Raw genomic sequence first — 18,644 nt, forward strand, 5'->3', positions numbered from 1 at the left:
TGGCGCAGGCGGCCTCAAGGCAGCCAGTCCATGGCGGCCACATGCTCGGGCAGCCCCAGATGGGCGTCGTAGTACGGCCCCACAAAGTAGAGCCCATCGGGCGCGAAGGTGGGCGCTGCAGCATCACGCGAGCGCGCAGCCAGCACCTCGTCCATCCAAGACGCGGGCCGCTGCCCAGAGCCCACAGCCACCAGGCAGCCCATCACATTGCGCACCATATGGTGCAAAAAGGCTGAGCCATCGAACTCAAAGCGCCAATAGGCGCCGCGCCGCTGCACCTCAATGCGCCGCATGACTTTCACGGGAGAAGCGGCCTGGCACTCTGATGAGCGAAAGGAGCTGAAGTCATGCTCGCCAATGAGGCGTTGAGCGGCGTCTTGCATGGCCACGCCGTCCAAGGGACGAAATATCCAGCCTGCAGCACCCTGCTCAATGGCTGGGCGCACAGCGGATTCCAGCAGCACATAGCAGTAGCGCCGCCCGCGCGCCCAGTTGCGCGCATGAAAGGCGTCGCCTGGAAAGGCGCACCACTGCACAGCAATATCGGGCGGCAAGTAGCGGTTGGTGCCGCGCACCCAAGAGAAAGGCTCGCGCACGGCATCGGTGTCGAAATGCACCACTTGGTTGAGGCCATGCACGCCGGTGTCGGTCCGGCCCGCGCAAAGGGTTCGAACGGGCCGGTCGGCAAAGCGGCTCAGTGCCAACTCCAGGGCATCTTGCACCGTGCCTCCACCGGGCTGACTCTGCCAGCCCTTGTAGGCACCTCCCCGATAACTGACCCCCAGGGCCACGCGCATAAGCACAACTCCCAAATGCCAAGGGGCGCACGGACTGGCCGAGCGCCCCTTGAGGCTTTGATTCACTCTGACTGAGCGCGGACTTTAGCTCAGCTCTTTGAGCATGGCCTGCGCCTTCTCTTGGATCTCGCCGCTGGAGCGCTGTATCAGCTCCTGCAGCACGTCGCGCGCACCTTCGCTGTCGCCGATTTGACGGAACTCCTCGGCCAAGTCCAACTGGCGTTGCAAGGCCTCGGGATCGTTGTCATCAAAGCCGCTGTCCAGATCCACACCCAGATCAGCGAAAGACACCGTACCCGAATCAATCACTGAGGGGCGGGCAGCCTCGGCAACCTTATCCAAACTGGCGGCCAAACCCGCCGGTGGCGTGGTTTCAGCGGGTTTTTCCAAGCCCAAATCAAGGTCTGCCAAATCAAAGCCCAACGAGGAATCGGACACCTGACGCGCCTCTACATCTATCGCGGCCTTTTGACCGTCGGCAAGCTGCGTCTCAGCCAGCTCTTCAAGGTCAAAGTCCAACCCTGGAAGCGCATCGCTTGCCACCTCTGCTTGGGGCTGTGAATCCGCCAGCTCAGTCACCAATGTCGCACCGCCGTCGTCCAGACTGGGCACACTCGGCAGTGCCGTCGCATTGGACTGGCCCAAATCCAAGTCCAGATCGACATCAGACAGCGCATCGACACGAACCGGCGTCACCCCCAATGGCACCGTCGACGGCGACAAATTGGTGGCGGGCAAGGTCGAGGCATTCATGGGCTCGGGACGTTGTTCTTCGTCATCGGCCACCACTGGAGCGCCACCCGGGCGGTAGAGCGGGTTGTCGGGGTCCAACTGCTGCCCCAAATCCTGCACTTTCGCCCAATCCTCGCCCTGACCTTGGGTCTCGGCATAGAGCTGGATGGCCAGCTGCTCAAAGGCTCTGACATCGCGCCGCTTGGCGTAAACCTCCAGCAGCTTGTGGCGTATGGCCAGGCGGTCTGGCGTGGCACGCAGCGCTTCTTTGAGAATTTCCTCGGCCTGCAAATCGCGGCCATAGGCCAGATACACATCTGCTTCGGCCACCGGGTCGACATCGCCAATGGCGTCGAGCTGACTCAAGGAGTAGCTCATGGAAGACTGAGAAGAGCCTCCCTCGCGCGTGTCCACCCGCTGCCCGCCGCTGACGCCAAAGAATGAGTCTGGCTGCAGACGGCTTTCGATAAAGCCGGTCTCACCCGGTGCCTGGAGTTGGCGACGCGCACGCCAACGCATCAAACCCAGACCTGCCAGCAATGCCACGAGCAAGCCCACCAGCGGCACCGCAAAATCACCCAGGCGGTCCATCAAGCCGTGTTCGGGCTCTGCAGCGGGTTGTGACTCCGGCAACGAGGCCGGCAGAGACGGCGCTGAAGCCTTTCGCGCAGGCTTGGAAGCGGGCTGAGACGCAGCCTGCGCCTCAGATGCCGGAGCTGCGGATGCGCTGGCCAGCGCCACAGGCGCTGCCAATCCCGCCGAAGCTGGCTGTGAGCTGGCAGCCCCAGGCGCGGGAGCAGTCGAGCCCACTTTGGCCGCCAGCTGCTTGAGCTCCTGGACGTTGCGAGACAGCTCGGCCACGCGAGAAGCAGACTCCTGCCGCTGAGTCTCCTTCGAAACGGCCACCTCAGAACTGGCAGCGCCAGGCTTGCTCAAGGTCAGGCGGTCAGGCGTGGCGGCGACAGCGTCACGGGCCTCTTTGACCGCAGGCTGCACGCGCCCTTTGAGTTGCTGATCGGGCGACTCCTGCCGCACCTTGGGCGCATGTGTCGCCAAACGTTCTTTATAGGCACCAAAGTCCGCCGAATGGCTTGCAATCTCTTGGCGCGCTTCGGGCTGAGGAATAGCACCTGCCACTTCGGCCGAGGGCACGCGCAACACAACACCAGCCTTGAGGCGGTTCATGTCTGCGCCCACAAATGCATCTTGGTTGTTGCGATAGAGGCCGACCAGCATTTGCTCCAAGGTCACCTCGCCGCTGCGCGTGCGCGTGGCCACGCGGTAGAGCGTATCGCCTGGGCGAACGAGGTACTGCTGAGTGCTGCTGGCAGGCTCACGCGCCTCCTGGCTAGGTGGCGCTGGCCGCGTCGGCGTGGGCCGAGCCGCTGGCGCGGGTTCCGCCGCCTTGGCCACAGGAGCTTCTTTGACCTGGGGGTTGCCCTGCTGTGCAGGCACTACAACGGGTGGTGCGGGCGGCTCTGCCAACGCAGCGCGCAAATTGCTGGGCGGGTCGAACAGCAGGGTGAACTCACGCACCAGCCGACCGCTGTTCCAGTTCATCTCGACGATCACGTCGACAAAAGGTTCCTGCACCGCGCGCTCACTGGTCAGCAGCAAGACCATGCGCCCATCACCGCGCTTGCGCAACTGAACCTGCGTGGAGGTCAGGAGTGAGTTGTAGTCCAGGCCGCTGAGCCGAAAAGCATCTGGCGAGGCAATGCGCGACACCAGGGTGGCTTGCTCGTCAGGCGAGATGGATTGAATCTCCACCTCGGCACGCAGCGGCTCACCCAGTGCGGACAGCACAGTGAGCTTGCCCAAACCCAGCGCCGAGGCTGCGGTGACCCAACTGCCCAAGGCGCAAGCCACTGCCAGCTTGCTCCAAGCAAATCGCGCGCGCGCGCAGGTGGTCATACTCAAGACTTCTCCCCATCCAGCGCGACGAGCCGCGGATTTTGCGCACCCCATAAATCGGTCATTTTTGGTATTGCTTTGCGCATGCTCCGCTGGGATTTAAAACGTCACCCGTCGCTTGTGCCGTGAATAACAACGGCGGCAAGCATAGCCGTTTCATCATCCAGCACGAACCAGAAATCAGCACAGGCGTGCCGGACTGTTCACCACCCGTTACCGCCATGTCGCATGAGGGCAACGGGTGGCTGCATCCGAATCAACGCTCAATGAGGATGCGCAGCATGCGGCGCAGGGGTTCGGCAGCGCCCCACAGCAGCTGGTCGCCGATGGTGAAGGCGCCCAGATAGTCCGGCCCCATGGCCAGCTTGCGCAGCCGGCCTACGGGTATGGTCATGGTGCCGGTGACCGCCACAGGCGTGAGATCTTGCAGCGTAGCCTCGCGCGTGTTGGGCACCACTTTCACCCAAGCGTTGTCCGCGGCGATCAAGGCTTCGATGTCCGCCAGCGGCACGTCCTTCTTGAGCTTAAAGGTCAGGGCCTGGCTGTGACAGCGCATGGCGCCCACGCGCACGCAAAAACCGTCAACGGGAATCGCAGCCGTGCCAAAACCCTCGCCCTGCCCCAGGATTTTGTTGGTCTCGGCCATGCCCTTCCACTCTTCCTTGGACTGACCATTGCCCAGGTCTTTGTCGATCCAGGGAATCAGCGAGCCGCCCAGCGGCACGCCGAAGTTCGCCACTTCGCCCGCAGACAGATTGCGTTGCTTGGCGATGATCTTGCGGTCGATCTCCAAAATGGCGCTCTTGGGATCGTCCAGCAGGGCTTTGACTTCAGCGTTGAGCGTGCCGTATTGCGTGAGCAGCTCGCGCATGTGCTGGGCACCGCCGCCGCTGGCGGCTTGGTAGGTCTGGGTGGACATCCACTCCACCAGCCCGGCTTTGTAGAGCGCGCCCACACCCATGAGCATGCAAGACACCGTGCAATTGCCGCCAATCCAGTCTTTACCGCCCTTGCTCAGCGCGTCTTTGATGACGGGCATGTTGACGGGGTCCAGCACGATGACGGCGTCCTGCGCCATGCGCAGGGTGGAGGCGGCATCAATCCAGTGCCCGCTCCAGCCCGCGGCGCGCAGCTTGGGGTAAACCTCGCTGGTGTAGTCGCCGCCCTGAGCGGTAATGATGATCTCGCAGCGCTTGAGCTGCTCGATGTCATACGCGTCTTGCAGGCGGGTTTCGTTTTTTGCCTGAGCGGGGGCGGTGCCCCCGGCGTTGGAGGTGCTGAAAAACAGCGGCTCGATCAGATCGAAATCGCGCTCAGCCACCATGCGGTCCATCAGCACAGAGCCGACCATGCCGCGCCAACCAACCAGTCCTACCAGTGTCGTCATCGTGTTACCTCTCGCCCTTACGTGAATTGAGTTGAAAGACTTCGAACTCTTCCCCTTCCGGCTCGTTTCGCCTTGGGGGTGTAGGGGCGAGACGAACCGGAGCTGGACTAGCTCTTAATGGTTTTGGTCATGGTGATGGCCTTGACGACGGCATCACCCATCTCGCGCGTGCCGACCTTTTGCGTGCCCTCGCTCCAAATGTCTGCGGTGCGCAGACCTTGGGCCAGCACGGATTGCACCGCCTGCTCGATACGAGCAGCGGCTTCAGGCTGGTTGAGGGAGAACTTGAGCATCATGGCAGCGGAGAGGATTGTAGCCAGAGGATTGGCTACACCCTTGCCTGCGATGTCTGGCGCGCTGCCATGGCTGGGCTCGTAGAGGCCCTTGTTGTTTTTATCCAGCGAGGCCGAGGGCAGCATGCCGATGGAGCCCGTGAGCATGGCGGCCTCGTCCGAGAGGATGTCGCCAAACATATTGCCGGTGACCACCACGTCGAACTTCTTGGGCGCCTTGACCAGTTGCATGGCGGCATTGTCCACATACATATGCTCCAGCTCCACGTCCGGGTACTGGGCATGCACTTCGGTCACAACGTCTTTCCAGAACTGGAAGGTCTCCAGCACATTGGCTTTGTCGACCGAGGTGACTTTGCGGTTGCGCTTTCTGGCGGCCTGGAAGGCCACATGGGCAATGCGCTCGATCTCTGGGCGCGAGTAGCGCATGGTGTCAAACGCCTCTTGCGCGCCGGGGAAGTGCCCGTCCACCGCGGTGCGGCGCCCGCGCGGCTGGCCGAAGTAAATGTCGCCCGTGAGCTCGCGGATGATGAGGATGTCCAAGCCCGCCACCAGCTCAGGCTTGAGGCTGGAGGCGTGGGTGAGCTGCTCGTAGCAAATGGCGGGGCGGAAGTTGGCAAACAGCCCGAGGTGCTTGCGCAGACCCAGGATGGCTTGCTCGGGGCGCAGCGGGCGCTCGAGGGTGTCGTACTTCCAGTCGCCCACCGCGCCGAAGAGGATGGCGTCGGCTGCCTTGGCCAGGGCCAGGGTGCTGTCGGGCAACGGGTGGCCATGGGCTTCATAGGCGGCACCGCCCACCTTGGCCTCTTCCATCTCGAAGGGCAGGTCCAGCACGTTCAGCACGCGCACGGCCTCGGCCACGATTTCGACCCCGATGCCGTCACCCGGCAGCACTGCAATCTTCATTGCCATGAATAGCCTCTCAAATCCGTTGAAGGGGGAACTCAGCCCAGCAGCCGCGTGGCCAGCCAGGGCATGGTGGCCAGGCGCCGCGCCTCATAGGCCTTGATTTTGTCGGCGTGGCGCAGCGTGAGACCGATGTCGTCAAAGCCGTTGACCAAGCAGTACTTGCGAAAGGCCTGCACCTCAAAGGGCAGCTCGGTGCCATCGGGCTTGACGACCACTTGGCGCGGCAAGTCGATGCTGAGCTGGTAGCCGGGGAAGGCATGCACTTCATCGAAGAGCTGCGCCACTTGCGAGGCCGGCAGCACGATGGGCAGCACGCCGTTTTTGAAGCAGTTGTTGAAGAAGATGTCGGCAAAAGACGGCGCAATCAGCGCCCGAAAGCCGTACTGCTCCAGCGCCCAGGGCGCGTGCTCGCGGCTGGAGCCGCAGCCGAAGTTGTCGCGCGCAATCAGCACACTGGCGCCTTGGTAGCGGGCCTGGTTGAGCACGAAGTCGGGATTGGGTTTGCGCGAGGCAGGGTCTTGCCCGGGCTCGCCCGCATCCAGATAGCGCCACTCGTCAAACAAGTTCGGGCCAAAGCCCGTGCGCTTGATGGACTTGAGGAATTGCTTGGGGATGATGGCGTCGGTGTCGACGTTCTCGCGGTCCATGGGGGCCACCAGGCCCTTGTGCAGGGTGAATGCTTGCATGGTCTTATTTCTTTTTGGCGGCGCCTTCGAGCGTCTCACCGGCTTTTTGAATGTCCTTGCCCAAGCCCTGCATGGTGTTGCAGCCAGCGAGGGTCAACAGGACCAAGGACAAGATCAGGGCGCTGAGGTAACGCATGAGTCAACTCCTGTGTCAAAGCGGTTCACGCGGCACTCAGGCCACGCGGCGCACGTCTACGAAATGTCCCGCCATCGCCGCGGCGGCAGCCATGGCTGGGCTGACCAAGTGGGTGCGCCCCCCCGCGCCTTGGCGGCCTTCGAAATTGCGGTTGCTGGTGGAAGCGCAGCGCTCGCCGGGTTCCAGACGGTCGGCATTCATGGCCAAGCACATGCTGCAGCCGGGCTCGCGCCACTCAAAGCCTGCGGCTTTGAAGATTTTGTCCAGCCCTTCGGCCTCAGCCTGGGCTTTGACCAAGCCTGAGCCCGGCACCACCAAGGCCAGTTTCACGTTGGCGGCAATGCGGCCCCCAACGCGCTTGACGACCTCGGCGGCTTCGCGCATGTCTTCGATGCGGCTGTTGGTGCAGGAGCCGATAAAGACCTTGTCGATGCGCACATCGGCCAGCGCCTTGTTGGGTTCCAGCGCCATGTATTGCAGCGCGCGTTCGATGGCGCCGCGCTTGACGGCGTCTTTTTCCTTGTCGGGGTCGGGCACGCGGTCTTCGATGGACAGCACCATCTCGGGGCTGGTGCCCCAGGTCACCTGGGGCTTGATCTGCGCCGCGTCGAGCTCCACGACCTTGTCAAAGTGCGCACCGTCGTCGGAGTGCAGCGTGCGCCAGTAGGCCGCGGCCTGCTCCAGCTCCACACCTTGCGGGCTGAAGGGGCGGCCCTGCACGTAGCGCAGCGTGGTGTCGTCCACGGCCACCAAGCCGGCGCGCGCGCCCGCCTCAATCGCCATATTGCACACCGTCATGCGGCCTTCCATGCTCAGCGCACGAATGGCCGAGCCTGCAAATTCAATCGTGTAGCCGGTGCCACCTGCAGTGCCAATCTTGCCAATGATGGCCAGCACGATGTCCTTGGCACCCACGCCTTTGGCCACTTTGCCTTCCACCTTGACCAGCATGTTCTTGGCCTTTTTGGCCAGCAGGGTTTGCGTGGCCATCACGTGCTCGACCTCGCTGGTGCCAATGCCATGGGCCAGTGCGCCGAAGGCACCGTGGGTGGAGGTGTGGCTGTCGCCGCACACCACCGTCATGCCCGGCAGCGTGGCGCCCTGCTCCGGGCCGATGACGTGCACGATGCCTTGGCGCAGATCGCCCATCTTGAACTGCGTCACGCCGTGACGGTCGCAGTTGGCGTCCAGCGTGTCGACCTGGAGCTTGGAGATGGGGTCGGCAATGCCTTGGCTGCGGTCGGTGGTGGGCACGTTGTGGTCGCTCACGGCCAGATTGGCCGAGAGGCGCCAGAGCTTGCGCCCGGCCAGTTCCAAGCCCTCAAAAGCTTGGGGGCTGGTGACTTCGTGCAGCAAATGCCGGTCGATGTAGAGCACGGCCGTGCCGTCTTCTTCGGTGTGGACGACGTGAGCGTCCCAGAGTTTGTCGTAGAGGGTACGGGGGCTCATGAGGGCTCCTGTTCAGGATGTGTGCCTGCGCATTGCAGCAGGCTGTCTGTGAAGCGCTGGACCACCAGCGGCAAACGTTCTTGTGCGGCCACGCCCAGCAGGTACTGGCGCTGCGCCCAGGGCTCGTCCAAGCGCAGCACCTGCACGCGAAACACCTGAGCCAGGCGCCGCGCCGGTCCTTCAGGCAGGACGGCAACACCCAGCCCGGCTTCGACCAGCTGCGCAATGGCGTCAAAGCCCCGCACCTGCAGCCGGGCTTTGAGCGTGCGGCCATGGGTCAGTGCCTGCTCGCGCATGAGTTCTTGCACCGAAGCCCCCGCGTGCAGGCCGATGAGGTCGTAATCGAGCAAGTCGACAAAAGGCAGCGCCTCGCGCTCGCCCAGGGCATGCCCCTGCGGGACCAGCACCGCCAAGCGCCCGCTGCGATAAGGCCAGGTCTGCAGCCGGGAATCCAGCAGCGGCGGCGTGAACACGCCCACATCGGCGCGCCCTTCTGCCACCGCGGTTTGCACCTCGGCGCTGGTGAGATCTTCCAGGCTGATCCGGATCTGCGGGTGAGCCTGCGAAAACGCCACCAAGTCTGGTGGCAGGCATTCGCTGATGGCGCTGGCATTGGCCACCAGTCGCAAATGCCCTTTGATGCCGCGCGCGAACTCCACCACCTCGCTCTCGAGCGCATGCAGCGAGGCGTTGAGGCTGCGGATGTGGCGCACCAACGCGCGGCAGGCCTCGGTGGGCTCCACCCCGCGTGCCCGGCGCTCAAACAGCTGCACACCCAGGCGCGACTCCAGGTCCGACAAGCGCTTGCTGGCCGCGGCCAGCGCGAGATGCTCACGCTCGGCTCCACGCGTGATGGAGCGCGTCTGCTCGATGGCGAGCACCAGGTTGAGCGTGGTTAAGTCCAGACGCATGACGACAAAGGCAAGCAGCGTGGCGGTGGCGGGCTGCAGGCATTCTAGTCTTCGCGCATTCAATGAATTTCCGCGAAATCTTATTTGTGACTTCGTGCAATACGAACACTCGGCTGAGCACGGCCGCCGCCCCGGCCCTTGCCCAAACTGCGTTCGCAGCTTCGTCGCCAGCAACTGCAAGACCTGGGCGAGCCCCCCACATCGTCTTCATCATGGCCGACGACTTGGGCTGGGCTGACCTCTCCTGCTTTGGCCAAACCGACTACAGCACACCGCACCTGGACGCCCTGGCCGCCAGCGGCGTGCGCATGCGCCAGGCCTATGCCGCCTCGCCTGTGTGCTCGCCCTCGCGCACGGCGCTCATCACCGGGCGCTACCACTACCGCTTGCGCATGGGGCTCGAAGAGCCCATTCCCGGCCCCAAGTCCACACAGGGACTACCCAATGGTGAGGGTCAGCTGCCGCTGACCTTGGCCGCAGCGGGCTACCACTGCGCCTTGGTAGGCAAATGGCATCTCGGCTGCGGAGCCCAGTACAGCCCGCAGCGCCACGGCAATCTGGGCGGGGGCTTGGACTACTTCTCGCACCGCGACCGCGCCGGGCGTGCCCACCATCATGAGCTGGCCGGCTCAGCTCAAGCCCGGGGTGAGCGAGCAAGTGGCCATCACCATGGACTGGCTGCCCACCCTTGCCGCGGCGGCGCAAGCCCCCATGAAGCCAAGCGCCCAAAGCCGCCTCAGCGCCGCCTTGAAAGAGCGCTGACGGCGGCTTTGCACCCTCAATCCAACTTGGGGTTGTTTTCGCTGAAGTACTCGTAGCTGTCAGCGTTGTGAATGGCGCGTTCGGGGAAGCGCTGCGCCAAAAGCTGAGCACGGTCTTGCCTATAGCGAATGTCGCTGGTGTTGCCCACACCGTGGAAATGGCTGGTCTCGTGAATCAGCGTTCCGGCCTTGGAATCAGTGCCTGCCACAGGCGCAGGCCAGAAGGACTTGCACAGGTGGACACGGTATTTGATGCCCGGTTTCACCCAGGCGTAGTCACTGGTGTTGCAGCCACAGTCCGCCGTGATGGTTTCGTTCTCAAAGGTATCGCGGATGTTGCGCATCTTGCCCAGCAACTCGTCATGCCGCGCTTGGTCATAAGTACCAAACCAGGTGGTGTAGCGCACCGTACCCCAGTTGTTGTTTTCCAGGTGTGCCACGGCATTGCGGATATAGCTGCGCGCTTGTGCAAACGCGGCATTGATGTCTTCGCGCTGCTGCGCCGAGCAGCCATCAAATGTCACATTGCCACCAAAAGAGCGCGTCATCTGCGACACCGCAGAGGCCGCCTCGATGGAGCGAACGGTCGGCGCTGCGGAAATCCACACGGTGCGGGGCAGCGAGGTGAGCACACTCATATCGCCATCGGGCGACTCCACCCGATAGCGCACCGTGTAGTGCCCGCTCGCACTGAAGTCAACATGCTCACGCAGGTCTACGGAGTAGCTCACCGACTTGCCTGCAGCCAGTGTCAGATAGTCCGAGGCCACAGGCGCGCGACGCAAGCGCACTGCCCCCACGTATGGCAGAGGCTGACCATCGCGGCTGATGTCAAACAACATGCTGGACTGACCTGCCACAGGCAAGAGCGACTTCAGCACCTTGACCGGCTGAGCGCTGGTGTTGCGCAGCGTCACGCGCGCCAGCACAGCCTTTGATGCGCTGGCCGTTGTGGGCACGCTCACATCCACTTCCAGCGCACTACTTTGTGCCCACACACCGTGCGAGGCGACTGCCAGCACGCTCAACACCAAAACCTTGTTCGAAAACTGCATCGCAAGTTCCTCAATATGCAAAACATGCCCCCTGATTTCTCAGAGGTGAGATTGAAGCAACGATGCAAATCCGCCGGAACCTTCCTAAACCCGCAGCCCACCCGACTCAGGGGCTGGGAAAATTCTCATGTGGCAATCCCCATCAGTACCGGCTGTCACAACTGACCCACTGCATAGGCACACCGATACTGCCCTCACCCGGCCACCGATGGAGTTCTCACACCCATGTACTGCCCCGCCCACTTTCAGCAAAACGACCCAGATGCTTTGCTGGCGCTGATGCACCAGCACCCCTTGGCCACCGTGGTGCGGCACAGTGCTGGCGGTGTTTTTGAGGCCGACCACATTCCCGTCATGCACCAAGCTGTGGCGGGCACGCTGGGTTGCTTGCGTGGCCATGTGGCCAAAGCCAACCCCTTGTGGCAGTCAGCCACTGAGCAAGAGTTGCTGCTGGTGTTTCAGGGGCCAAGCGCCTACATCACACCCTCGTGGTACGAGAGCAAGACGGCCAATGGCAAGGTGGTTCCCACCTGGAACTACGCGGTGGTGCATGCCCACTGCACGCTCAGGGCCGTGCACGAGCCCCAGGCCTTGCGGCAGCTGGTGTCAGACCTGAGCCAGCGCCATGAGGCCGGCCTGCCCCACCCCTGGCGACTTGACGAAGCGCCGCCCGCCTATATCGACACCATGCTGCAGCACATCGTCGGTGTGGAGTTCACCATTCACCGCCTGCAAGGCAAGTTCAAAGTGGGGCAAAACCAGCCTGAGCAAAACCAGCGCTCTTTGGTGCAGGCGCTTGAGGGTCAAGGCAGCGATGCGCACCAGGGCTTGGCGGCCTTGCTGCAAGCGCATCGGCGCGGCCCCTGACGGTTTTTGGCGCCGCCCTGAGCGCAGCGCCATCAGTCCGCCCGGCAGGCCCAGCGCTCGTGGTCGCGCCAACGCCCGCCGATCTTGAGGTATTTGGGCGAGTAGCCCTCTTGCTCGAAACCGCAGGACTGCACCAGTGCCTTCGAAGCTGTGTTGTCGGGCTGGATGTTGGCCTCCAGCCGGTGCAGTTTGAGCACGCCAAAGGCTTGGCGCAAAGCGGCCTGCAAGCCCGCCTTCATCAGCCCCTGCCCGGCATAGGGACTGAAGGCGTAGTAGCCCAGATAGCCGCTGCGAAAGCAACCCATCACGATGTTGCTGAGGTTGATCACCCCCACCAGCGCACCATCGCTGCGGCGCTTCACCGCCCAAGCATGGTTGAGCGGCGGCTGCATGCGCGCCAAGTAGTCGGCATAGGCCTGCGCTGTGGCTGGCGGTGCCACCCAGGGCCGATGCAAAGCGCGGGAGCGCGCAACGGCAGCGAGGAACTCAGCCTCGTCACTGGCCTGCAATGGCTGCACCGATACGTTTTGGCGTGCTTGAGGGCTCATGCCTGGGGGTCGATCTGGGCTTGCTCGCCCAGCAGCGCGCGGCCCAGGGCTTCGGCCACCTCGATGCCATCCACCCCCGCACTCATGATGCCGCCGGCATAGCCCGCGCCCTCGCCCGCTGGGTAGAGGCCGCGCACATTGAGGCTTTGGTAGTCGCGCCCACGCGTGATACGCAGCGGGCTGGAGGTGCGTGTTTCCACGCCGGTGAGCACAGCATCAGCGCGGTCAAAGCCTTTGATTTGGCGCGCAAACGCAGGCAAGGCCTCACGGATGGCCTCCAGGCAGTAGTCCGGCAGGCTGCCGCGTTGCTTGTCTTGCAAATCGGTCAACAGCACGCCGGGCTTGTAGGACGGCTGCACGGCGCCAAAGTCACTCGAGCGCTGACGCTTGATGAAGTCACCCACCAAGCTGCCCGGCGCGATATAGCCGCCGCCGCCCAGCTCATAAGCACGGCTCTCCCAGATGCGCTGAAAGGCCATGCCATCGAGCGGGTTGACCGGGCTGCCATCGCGCTTGCCGTCCTGGCGATAGTCCTCGGGGCTGATGCCCACCACAATGCCCGCATTGGCGTTGCGCTCGGCGCGCGAGTACTGGCTCATGCCATTGGTCACCACGCGCTCGGGTTCGGAGGTGGCAGCCACCACCGTGCCGCCGGGGCACATGCAAAAGCTGTAGACCGAGCGCCCGTTCTTGGCGTGGTGCACCAGCTTGTAATCCGCCGCACCCAACAGCGGGTGCCCGGCGTTGGGACCAAAGCGCGCCGCGTCGATGAGCGACTGCGGGTGCTCGATGCGATAGCCTATGGAAAAGGGCTTGGCCTCCATGAACACGCCGCGCTCATGCAGCATGGTGAAGGTGTCGCGCGCGCTGTGCCCCAGGGCCACGATGAGGTGGTCGGTGCGCAGCTGCTCGCCGCTTTGCAGCTGCACGCCGCGCACATGGCGCAGGCCGTCCTGGCCGGGCTCGATCAACACGTCCGTGACCTTTTGCTGGAAACGAATCTCGCCGCCCAGGCGTTCGATTTCCGCGCGGATCTTGATGACCATGCTCACCAAGCGAAAGGTGCCGATGTGGGGTTTGCTGACGTAGAGAATTTCTTCCGGCGCACCGGCTTTGACGAACTCCGTGAGCACCTTGCGGGTGAGGTGGCGGGGGTCGGAAATCTGGCTGTAGAGCTTGCCGTCAGAAAACGTGCCCGCCCCGCCCTCGCCGAACTGCACGTTCGACTCGGGGTGCAGGTTTTGTTTGCGCCACAAATCCCAGGTGTCTTTGGTGCGCTCGCGCACCTGCGTGCCGCGCTCCAGCACGATGGGGCGCAAGCCCATCTGCGCCAGCACCAAGGCCGCCAAAATGCCGCAAGGGCCAAAGCCCACCACCACAGGGCGCAACCGCTCGCCGCCGGTGTAGAAGTCCGCTGCCGCATGGCCCACGAATTTGTAAGACGTGTCGGGCGTGGGCTTGATGGTGTGTTCGCCGCTCAAGCGCGCCAACGTGGCCGCTTCGTCCTGCACCTCGCAGTCCAGCGTGTAGCTCAGGGTGATGGCGGTTTTCTTGCGCGCGTCGTAGCTGCGCTTGAAGACGGTGTAGGACAGCAATTGCGCGTCCTGCAGGCCCAGGCGTTGAACGATGGCCGGGCGCAGCTCGGACTCGCTGTGGTGCAGCGGCAGGCGCAGTTCGGTGATGCGGATCATGGTTGCGGTGGATCAGGGCTAGTGATCAAGCAAGAAGGAAACAACAGCGGCGGCAACAAAAACAAAACAGGCCCGGACGCGAGCGGCGGGGCCTGTTTGTTGCAAACGCCTAAAACCAGGCGAAGGCCTCAGCACCAAGCCCGCAAGGGGTGGTGCCAATGCCTTTGGGCACTCAACCCGAATGCGGGCGCTTGCCGGGGTTCTTCTTGCTGCGCGTGTGGCTGCCACGCTCCAGGCTGCTCTTTTGGCCACGCACGGTGGTGATGGTCACGCCCTTGGGGGCGACAGGGCGCGGCGTGGCGCGGCGGTCAGCTTCGGTGATGATCTTGTTGCCCATGGTGGCTCCGAGTCGAATGAAAGTGTCAGAGAGAAACGCGGGATTCTAGCGGACTGGCGCCTCACCCCACCCATTTGCGCGCATTGCGGAACATGCGCAGCCACGGGCTGGCTGCGCTGATGTCGCCACCATGCCAGCTCAGCTGGGCATTGCGGAACACGCGTTCGGGGTGCGGCATCATGGCGGTGAAGCGGCCATCGGCCGTGGTCACAGCGGTCAGGCCCTGCGGGCTGCCGTTGGGGTTGAGCGGGTAGTGCTCGGTGGCTTGGCCCTGACCGTCCACGAAGCGCATGGCGCGCAGCACCTGGGCGGCGTCGCCGCGCTGCGAGAAGTCGGCAAACCCCTCACCGTGAGCCACGGCAATGGGCAGGCGGCTGCCGCTCATGCCTTGGAAGAAGAGGCTGGGCGAATCCAGCACTTCCACCAGGCTCAGTCGGGCCTCGAACTGCTCGCTCTTGTTGCGCGTGAATTTGGGCCAGTGCTGGGCACCGGGAATCACGGGCGAGAGTGCGGCCAGCATCTGGCAGCCGTTGCACACGCCCAGGGCAAAGCTGTCCTGACGCGCGAAGAAGGCTTCAAAGGCCTCTTTGAGCTTGGCGTTGAAGAGGATGGAGCGCGCCCAGCCCTCACCCGCACCCAGCGTGTCGCCGTAGGAGAAGCCGCCGCAGGCGATGAAGCCCTTGAAGCCGCTCAAGTCCACCGCACCGGCTTGCAGGTCGCTCATGTGCACGTCGTAGGCATCAAAGCCCGCTTGCGCCATGGCATAGGCCATTTCCACATGCGAGTTCACGCCCTGCTCGCGCAGGATGGCCACCTTGGGCCGCTGGCCGCTGGCAATAAACGGGGCGGCCACATCGTCGGCCGGATCAAAGCTCGGCGCCCACACCAGGGGGGCTGGGCCCACGGCGCAGGTCTGGCTGTGCTCTTGGTCTGCACAGGCCGGGTTGTCGCGTTCGCGGGCAATGCGCCAAGACACTTGGTCCCAGGCCTGCAGCAGCTCGGTCAGCTCGGCGCCAAAGATTTTCTTGGTGTCGCGCCAGACTTCCAGCGCGGTCTGCGCCGTGGTCTTGCCCACCACATGGCTGTGGCGCGAGAGGCCATGCGTGCGCAGGGTTTGCAGCACGGCATCACGAGCCTCGGTGGGCACTTGCAGCACCACGCCCAGCTCTTCGTTGAACAGCGCTTTGAGCGTGAGCTCCTCGCGCCGGGCGCTGACTTGGGCGGCCCAGTTCTTGGAGTCGCCCACATCGGCGCGGCTGTCGTTGATGCCGTCGCCCTCAGTCACCAGCATGTCCACGTTCAGCGCCACGCCTTGGCGGCCAGCAAACGCCATTTCAGCCACGCAGGCAAACAGGCCGCCGTCGCTGCGGTCGTGGTAGGCCAGGATGTGGCCTTGCTCGCGCAGCGCGTTGACGGCCAGCACCAGCTGCTTGAGCTGCTCGGCGTCGTCCAGATCGGGCACTTCGGGGCCGAACTGCTGGCGCGTTTGCGCCAGGATGGAGCCGCCCATGCGCATGCGGCCTTGGCCCAAGTCCACCAGCACCAGCGTGGTGTCGCCGGCTTGCAGCTGCGGGGTCAGCGTGCTGCGCACATCGGCCACACTGGCAAAGGCGGTGATGATGAGAGACACCGGCGCGGTGACTTGGCGCACCTGGCCGTCGGCATCGCTCCAGCGTGTGCGCATGGACAGCGAATCCTTGCCCACGGGGATGGAGATGCCCAACTGCGGGCACAGCGACATGCCCACGGCATGCACGGTGTCGAACAAGGCGGCGTCCTCGCCGGGCTCGCCACAGGCGGCCATCCAGTTGGCCGACAGCTTCACGCGCGAGAGTTCAATCGGTGCGGCCAGCAAATTGGTGATGGCCTCGGCCACGGCCATGCGGCCCGACGCCGGAGCGTTCACCGCGGCCAGCGGCGTGCGCTCGCCCATGGCCATGGCTTCGCCCGCAAAGCCGCTGAAGTCCGCCAGCGTCACGGCGCAATCAGCCACTGGCACCTGCCAGGGGCCGACCATTTGGTCGCGATGGTTGAGGCCGCCCACAGTGCGGTCGCCAATGGTCACCAAAAAGCGCTTGTTCGCCACCGTGGGGTGGCGCAGCACGTCCAGCGCCGCCTGCTGCAGGTCAACCGCGCCCAGGTCCAGCGCGCCGCCGCTGCGCGCCACGCGCTGTACTTGGCGGTGCATCTTGGGCGGCTTGCCCAGCAGCACGTCCATGGGCATGTCGATGGCGCGCTCGCCCTGAGGCCCGTCTTCCAGCACCAGGTCGCGCTGCTCGGTGGTGCGGCCCACCACGCCGAAGGGGCAGCGCTCGCGCGCACACAGGGCCTCAAACAGCGGCAGGCTTTGCGGCGCGATGGCCAGCACGTAGCGCTCCTGGCTTTCGTTGCACCAGATTTCCTTGGGGGCCAGGCCCGACTCTTCCAGCGGCACTTGGCGCAGGTCAAAAGTGGCACCGCGTCCGGCGTCGTTGACCAGCTCGGGGAAGGCGTTGGAGATGCCGCCCGCGCCCACGTCGTGGATGGCCAGGATGGGGTTGGCTTCGCCCAAGCCCCAGCAGTGGTTGATGACCTCTTGCGCACGGCGCTCGATCTCGGGGTTGCCGCGCTGCACGGAGTCGAAGTCCAGGTCCGCCGTGTTGGTGCCCGCCGCCATGGAGCTGGCCGCGCCACCGCCCATGCCGATGCGCATGCCCGGGCCGCCCAGCTGGATGAGCAGCGTGCCTGCGGGGAACTCGATCTTGTGCGTTTGGTCAGCGCGGATGGCCCCCAGGCCACCGGCAATCATGATGGGCTTGTGATAGCCGCGCACCACGCCGTCCACGGCCTGTTCGTACACGCGGAAATAGCCGCCCAGATTGGGGCGCCCGAATTCGTTGTTGAAGGCCGCGCCACCCAGCGGGCCTTCGGTCATGATTTGGCGCGCGCTGGCAATGTGTTCGGGCTTGCCCACCGCGCCCTGCTCCCAAGGCTCAACCAAGCCCGGCAGGTGTAAGTTGGAGACCGAAAAGCCCGTCAAGCCCGCCTTGGGCTTGGCGCCGCGGCCCGTGGCGCCTTCGTCGCGAATTTCACCGCCCGCGCCTGTGGACGCACCGGGGTGCGGCGAGATGGCCGTGGGGTGGTTGTGTGTCTCCACCTTCATGAGCACATGGGCGGTTTCAGGCCGTGCTTGGTATTGCGGCGCACGCAGGCTGCCTTCGGCGCCAATCTGCGGCATCCAGCGCTCGATGGCGTGGCCTTCCATGATGGCGGCGTTGTCCGAATAGGCCACCACCGTGTGCTGAGGGCTGAGCTTTTCGGTGTTGCGGATCATGCCAAACAGCGACAGCGGCTGCGCTTGGCCGTCCACAGTGAACTGGGCGTTGAAGATTTTGTGGCGGCAGTGTTCGCTGTTGGCCTGGGCGAACATCATCAGTTCCACATCGCTGGGGTTGCGACCCAGTTTCTGGAAGGCGCTGGCCAGGTAGTCGATCTCGTCGTCCGACAGCGCCAGGCCCCAAGCCACATTGGCTTCATCAAGCGCCGCGCGGCCGCGCTGCAGCACGTCCACATGGGCCAGGGCTTGCGCCTCTTTATCGTCAAACAGGTGGCGCGCATCCTCGCGCGACAGCAGCACGCTTTCGGTCATGCGGTCGTGCAGCAAGCCCGCCAGCGCCAGCAGCTCCTCCTGTGTCAGGGCCTTGGTGCCCACCACTTTGTCCAGCAAGCCGGTCTTGAGCACCACGCGATACTCGGTCACGCGCTCAACGCGGCGGATGTCAAAACCGCAGTTGTGGGCAATGTCCGTGGCCTTGGAGGCCCAGGGCGAGAGCGTGCCCAGGCGCGGTGCCACCACCACCAGCGGCCCCTCGGTGGCCCCGGCGTAGGCGTCGCCATAGTTCAGCAAATCACCCAGCCGCTGTTGTTCGGCCGGGGCCAGGTCCCGCTCGGCCCAAACCCAATGCACATGCCGGGCTTGGATGTCGCTCACGCGCGCAGCCAGCGCGGGGTGCGCGGCCTGCAACTGGGCCAGCAAGGCCTGGGCGCGGAAGCTGGAGAGCGCATTGCCCCCTTCAAAGTGAAACAGATGCTTGGAGGAGGTCTGGCTGGCCATGGAGTCCCGAGGGTAGGGCTGGAGTTTGCGATGCGCCGCCATAGCGGCACGGAATCCAAAATTTTAGCCCGCGCCGCA

15 protein-coding genes are annotated in these 18,644 nt (G+C 64.3%); 2 read left to right on the forward strand and 13 right to left on the reverse strand.

The annotated features are described in order from the left end of the window. Positions 1-14: 14 nt before the first annotated feature. The 8 genes from truA to ACG0Z6_RS13565 all read right to left on the reverse strand — a co-directional run bounded on the left by truA (position 15) and on the right by ACG0Z6_RS13565 (position 9,214). Complete coding sequence (gene truA / locus ACG0Z6_RS13530) at positions 15-797, reverse strand: tRNA pseudouridine(38-40) synthase TruA (protein ID WP_394462250.1); 783 nt, start codon at positions 795-797, stop codon at positions 15-17. Between the two features lie 84 nt (positions 798-881). After that, the gene (locus ACG0Z6_RS13535) at positions 882-3,443 is read right to left on the reverse strand and encodes a motility hub landmark protein FimV (RefSeq protein ID WP_394462863.1); all 2,562 of its coding nucleotides are present in this window, start codon (positions 3,441-3,443) and stop codon (positions 882-884) included. Positions 3,444-3,699: 256 nt separating this feature from the next. Further along, entirely contained in the window at positions 3,700-4,830 is a 1,131-nt protein-coding gene (asd, locus tag ACG0Z6_RS13540) for an aspartate-semialdehyde dehydrogenase (RefSeq protein ID WP_394462252.1), read from the reverse strand. A gap of 107 nt (positions 4,831-4,937) precedes the next feature. Beyond that, positions 4,938-6,029, reverse strand: coding sequence for a 3-isopropylmalate dehydrogenase (gene leuB, locus ACG0Z6_RS13545; RefSeq protein WP_394462865.1), 1,092 nt, complete (start codon positions 6,027-6,029; stop codon positions 4,938-4,940). Between the two features lie 38 nt (positions 6,030-6,067). Continuing rightward, a complete protein-coding gene (leuD, locus tag ACG0Z6_RS13550) occupies positions 6,068-6,718 on the reverse strand; it encodes a 3-isopropylmalate dehydratase small subunit (protein WP_394462254.1) in 651 nt (216 codons plus the stop codon). A 4-nt stretch (positions 6,719-6,722) separates the two neighbouring features. Next, positions 6,723-6,854, reverse strand: a complete 132-nt coding sequence (locus ACG0Z6_RS13555) for an entericidin A/B family lipoprotein (RefSeq protein WP_394462256.1) — start codon at positions 6,852-6,854, stop codon at positions 6,723-6,725. A 36-nt stretch (positions 6,855-6,890) separates the two neighbouring features. Next, the gene (gene leuC / locus ACG0Z6_RS13560; RefSeq protein WP_394462257.1) at positions 6,891-8,303 is read right to left on the reverse strand and encodes a 3-isopropylmalate dehydratase large subunit; all 1,413 of its coding nucleotides are present in this window, start codon (positions 8,301-8,303) and stop codon (positions 6,891-6,893) included. Beyond that, on the reverse strand, positions 8,300-9,214 hold the full coding sequence (locus ACG0Z6_RS13565; RefSeq protein ID WP_394462258.1) for a LysR family transcriptional regulator: 915 nt from the start codon (positions 9,212-9,214) through the stop codon (positions 8,300-8,302). The genes leuC and ACG0Z6_RS13565 overlap by 4 nt, the downstream gene beginning before the upstream one ends. Positions 9,215-9,276: 62 nt before the next feature. On the opposite strand from ACG0Z6_RS13565, the gene ACG0Z6_RS13570 reads away from it, so the two are divergent. Further along, positions 9,277-10,032 (forward strand): sulfatase-like hydrolase/transferase, encoded by a 756-nt coding sequence (locus tag ACG0Z6_RS13570; RefSeq protein WP_394462261.1) that lies wholly within the window; start codon positions 9,277-9,279, stop codon positions 10,030-10,032. On the opposite strand, the gene ACG0Z6_RS13575 is transcribed toward ACG0Z6_RS13570, so the two are convergent. Beyond that, positions 9,993-11,030, reverse strand: coding sequence for a M35 family metallo-endopeptidase (locus ACG0Z6_RS13575; protein WP_394462262.1), 1,038 nt, complete (start codon positions 11,028-11,030; stop codon positions 9,993-9,995). The genes ACG0Z6_RS13570 and ACG0Z6_RS13575 overlap by 40 nt on opposite strands. Positions 11,031-11,255: 225 nt before the next feature. On the opposite strand from ACG0Z6_RS13575, the gene ACG0Z6_RS13580 reads away from it, so the two are divergent. Beyond that, on the forward strand, positions 11,256-11,897 hold the full coding sequence (locus tag ACG0Z6_RS13580; RefSeq protein WP_394462263.1) for an FMN-binding negative transcriptional regulator: 642 nt from the start codon (positions 11,256-11,258) through the stop codon (positions 11,895-11,897). Positions 11,898-11,929: 32 nt separating this feature from the next. On the opposite strand, the gene ACG0Z6_RS13585 is transcribed toward ACG0Z6_RS13580, so the two are convergent. From ACG0Z6_RS13585 to purL, 4 genes are all read right to left on the reverse strand, one after another. Further along, positions 11,930-12,445 (reverse strand): GNAT family N-acetyltransferase, encoded by a 516-nt coding sequence (locus ACG0Z6_RS13585; protein ID WP_394462265.1) that lies wholly within the window; start codon positions 12,443-12,445, stop codon positions 11,930-11,932. Next, positions 12,442-14,136, reverse strand: a complete 1,695-nt coding sequence (locus tag ACG0Z6_RS13590; RefSeq protein WP_394462267.1) for an NAD(P)/FAD-dependent oxidoreductase — start codon at positions 14,134-14,136, stop codon at positions 12,442-12,444. Before ACG0Z6_RS13590 ends, ACG0Z6_RS13585 begins: the two co-directional genes overlap by 4 nt. 172 nt (positions 14,137-14,308) lie before the next feature. After that, on the reverse strand, positions 14,309-14,473 hold the full coding sequence (locus ACG0Z6_RS13595; RefSeq protein ID WP_394462269.1) for a hypothetical protein: 165 nt from the start codon (positions 14,471-14,473) through the stop codon (positions 14,309-14,311). A gap of 61 nt (positions 14,474-14,534) precedes the next feature. Continuing rightward, a complete protein-coding gene (gene purL, locus ACG0Z6_RS13600; protein ID WP_394462867.1) occupies positions 14,535-18,566 on the reverse strand; it encodes a phosphoribosylformylglycinamidine synthase in 4,032 nt (1,343 codons plus the stop codon). Positions 18,567-18,644: the final 78 nt, after the last annotated feature.

Source organism: Roseateles rivi (assembly GCF_043555845.1).
Taxonomy (GTDB): domain Bacteria; phylum Pseudomonadota; class Gammaproteobacteria; order Burkholderiales; family Burkholderiaceae_C; genus Roseateles; species Roseateles rivi.

What these genes read in the sequence shown, in the direction of transcription:
- ACG0Z6_RS13590 (WP_394462267.1), bottom strand. Translation starts at nt 14,136, where the DNA reads ATGATCCGCATCACCGAACTGCGCCTGCCGCTGCACCACAGCGAGTCC.
- ACG0Z6_RS13535 (WP_394462863.1), bottom strand. Translation starts at nt 3,443, where the DNA reads ATGACCACCTGCGCGCGCGCGCGATTTGCTTGGAGCAAGCTGGCAGTG.
- ACG0Z6_RS13580 (WP_394462263.1), top strand. Translation starts at nt 11,256, where the DNA reads ATGTACTGCCCCGCCCACTTTCAGCAAAACGACCCAGATGCTTTGCTG.
- ACG0Z6_RS13565 (WP_394462258.1), bottom strand. Translation starts at nt 9,214, where the DNA reads ATGCGTCTGGACTTAACCACGCTCAACCTGGTGCTCGCCATCGAGCAG.
- truA (WP_394462250.1), bottom strand. Translation starts at nt 797, where the DNA reads ATGCGCGTGGCCCTGGGGGTCAGTTATCGGGGAGGTGCCTACAAGGGC.
- ACG0Z6_RS13585 (WP_394462265.1), bottom strand. Translation starts at nt 12,445, where the DNA reads ATGAGCCCTCAAGCACGCCAAAACGTATCGGTGCAGCCATTGCAGGCC.
- ACG0Z6_RS13555 (WP_394462256.1), bottom strand. Translation starts at nt 6,854, where the DNA reads ATGCGTTACCTCAGCGCCCTGATCTTGTCCTTGGTCCTGTTGACCCTC.
- asd (WP_394462252.1), bottom strand. Translation starts at nt 4,830, where the DNA reads ATGACGACACTGGTAGGACTGGTTGGTTGGCGCGGCATGGTCGGCTCT.
- ACG0Z6_RS13595 (WP_394462269.1), bottom strand. Translation starts at nt 14,473, where the DNA reads ATGGGCAACAAGATCATCACCGAAGCTGACCGCCGCGCCACGCCGCGC.
- purL (WP_394462867.1), bottom strand. Translation starts at nt 18,566, where the DNA reads ATGGCCAGCCAGACCTCCTCCAAGCATCTGTTTCACTTTGAAGGGGGC.
- leuC (WP_394462257.1), bottom strand. Translation starts at nt 8,303, where the DNA reads ATGAGCCCCCGTACCCTCTACGACAAACTCTGGGACGCTCACGTCGTC.
- ACG0Z6_RS13575 (WP_394462262.1), bottom strand. Translation starts at nt 11,030, where the DNA reads ATGCAGTTTTCGAACAAGGTTTTGGTGTTGAGCGTGCTGGCAGTCGCC.
- ACG0Z6_RS13570 (WP_394462261.1), top strand. Translation starts at nt 9,277, where the DNA reads ATGAATTTCCGCGAAATCTTATTTGTGACTTCGTGCAATACGAACACT.
- leuD (WP_394462254.1), bottom strand. Translation starts at nt 6,718, where the DNA reads ATGCAAGCATTCACCCTGCACAAGGGCCTGGTGGCCCCCATGGACCGC.
- leuB (WP_394462865.1), bottom strand. Translation starts at nt 6,029, where the DNA reads ATGAAGATTGCAGTGCTGCCGGGTGACGGCATCGGGGTCGAAATCGTG.